General features: G+C 65.1%; 1 protein-coding gene and 1 pseudogene. Both read right to left on the reverse strand.

Annotation, left to right across the window (positions count from 1 at the left end; genetic code table 11):
* Positions 1 to 1,199 (reverse strand): PHP domain-containing protein (locus BFP90_RS00015; RefSeq protein WP_141688876.1); only part of this gene is annotated, 1,199 nt, incomplete at its 3' end.
* A gap of 136 nt (positions 1,200 to 1,335) precedes the next feature.
* Positions 1,336 to 2,173 (reverse strand): annotated as a pseudogene (locus tag BFP90_RS00020) (DNA polymerase Y family protein); the annotation flags it as partial.

The raw sequence follows: 2,173 nt of genomic DNA on the forward strand, positions 1-2,173 counted from the left end.
ACCACCGCCGTCAACGCTGCACGCGTGCGGCCATAGCGCTGGAAGACGTATTGCAGCACTTCTTCGCGGCGCTCGTGTTCAAAATCCACGTCGATATCCGGCGGCTCGTTGCGCTCCCTGGACAGGAAACGTTCGAACAGCACGTTGCTCAGGCTCGGGTTGATCTCGGTGATGCCCAGGGCAAAACACACCGCCGAGTTGGCCGCCGAACCGCGGCCCTGGCACAGGATCGAACGGCTGCGGGCAAAGCGCACGATGTCGTGCACGGTAAGGAAGTAACTTTCGTAGCCCAGCTCGCTGATCAGCGCCAGTTCCTTGTCGATCTGCTCCAGGGTCTTGGGGTCAATGCCTTCGGGCCAGCGCTGGGCAATGCCTTCCTGGGTGAGGGTGCGCAGCCAGGATTCGGCATCATGGCCTGCGGGCACCAGCTCACGCGGGTAGTGATAGCGCAACTGGCCAAGGTCGAAAGTGCAGCGCCGTGCGATGGCCAGGGTTTCATCGAGCAGGGCCTGGGGGTACAGCGCGGCCAGGGCATCGAGACTGCGCAGGTGCCGCTCGCCATTGGGGTGCAAGTGCAGGCCGGCTTCGGCCACCGGGACGTGATGGCGGATGGCGGTCATGGTGTCTTGCAGGGCACGACGGCCGCGCGCATGCATGTGCACATCACCGCAGGCGACCGCCGGAATCTGCAGGCTGGCCGCCAGTTGCAGGCGTTGTTCCAGATGGCGCGCATCGTCTTGCCCGCAGTGCAGGTGCACCGCCAGCCACAGGCGCTCGGCGAAGGTGCGGCGCAGCCACTGGATGCTGGCCTGGGTGTCGCTGTCCTGCGCTACCCACAACGCCAGCAGACCGGGCAGCGGTTGCTCGAAGTCTTCCTGCAGCAGGCGGTAGCTGCCCTTTTCGGCGCGGCGTCGGGCCAGGGTGATCAAGCGGCACAGGTGCTGGTAACCGCTCAGGTTTTCCACCAGCAGCACCAGTGTCGGCCCGTTCTCGATGCGCACTTCACTGCCGATAATCAGCGGCAGTTCCAGCGCCTTGGCTGCCTGCCAGGCGCGCACGATGCCCGACAGCGTGCATTCGTCGGTGATCGCCAGGGCGCTGTAGCCTTGGCGTTTGGCGCGTTCGAACAACTCCAGCGCACTGGAGGCACCGCGCTGGAAGCTGAAGTTGGACAGGCAATGCAGCTCGGCGTAACTCATGCCTGCCTCGCCCCTGTAGGAGCGAGCTTGCTCGCGAAAAATCCAAGGGCACCGCATTCATTCAGGTGCCCCGCGTTATCGTTAACCACCTTCGCGAGCAAGCTCGCTCCTACAGAGGGTGGCGACCTATGGGCTTTCATGCGAACCAGCCTTGCAACCACAAGCCATCCTGTTGCCCCACCGTGCGGTAGGCCCAGCCTTGCTGGCCGGTGCGGGTCTGGATGAGGTAATAGTCGCGGCGGATATCGGCGCCATCCCACCAGCCGGATTCGATGCGTTCAGGCCCCATCAGGATCTGTACGCCCTGCTCGGCCAGCAAGGTCGGCTGGTGCAATAACCAGCCAGGGCGCCGCACCTTGTTCAAGGTCGGGCATGGACGGGAGTCAACGGCGGTTTGCCAGGCGCATTCAGGGCGATGGTCGGCGTGAAAGCGCAGGCCCTGCACTGCTTCATCGCCCAGGCGTGCGCGCAGGCGTTCGCGCAATTGTTCCCAGGGCAGGGTCTGTTGCGGGCGGTCGTCGAACAGGTCCTGGCGCTGCGGCACGAACACCGGCAGGTCCTGGGCCACCAGGCGAAACCCGCGCACCGGTGCCGTGACTTGCACCTGTTCCAGGCGCCCACGGGCCAGTTCGAACAGCATCGAGGGCTCGCGCTCGGCACTCAGCAGGCCGACCTTGATCACACTGTCGGGCGCCTGGGCATGCTCCAGGTGCAGGTCGAAACGCTGCACGCCACTGTCACGCCCGCACAGGAAGGCGGACAAGTCAGCGGTCAGGCGGCGCAAGGGAAACAGCAAGGCCTGGTGGGATTGCACGTCGAAATTCAACTCGATGCGCACATCGAACCGGTCCGGCGGTTGATAGAAACCCAGGGCCAATGGCCGCTGCCCGGCCAGGGCGTCGAGGTGCTTGAGCAGGCTGGCGTCAAAGCGCCGCGCCAGGGTATGCCGGGGCAGCGCCTGCACCTGGGCCAAC

Source organism: Pseudomonas sp. 24 E 13 (assembly GCF_900004715.1).
In the GTDB taxonomy this organism is placed as follows: domain Bacteria; phylum Pseudomonadota; class Gammaproteobacteria; order Pseudomonadales; family Pseudomonadaceae; genus Aquipseudomonas; species Aquipseudomonas orientalis_A.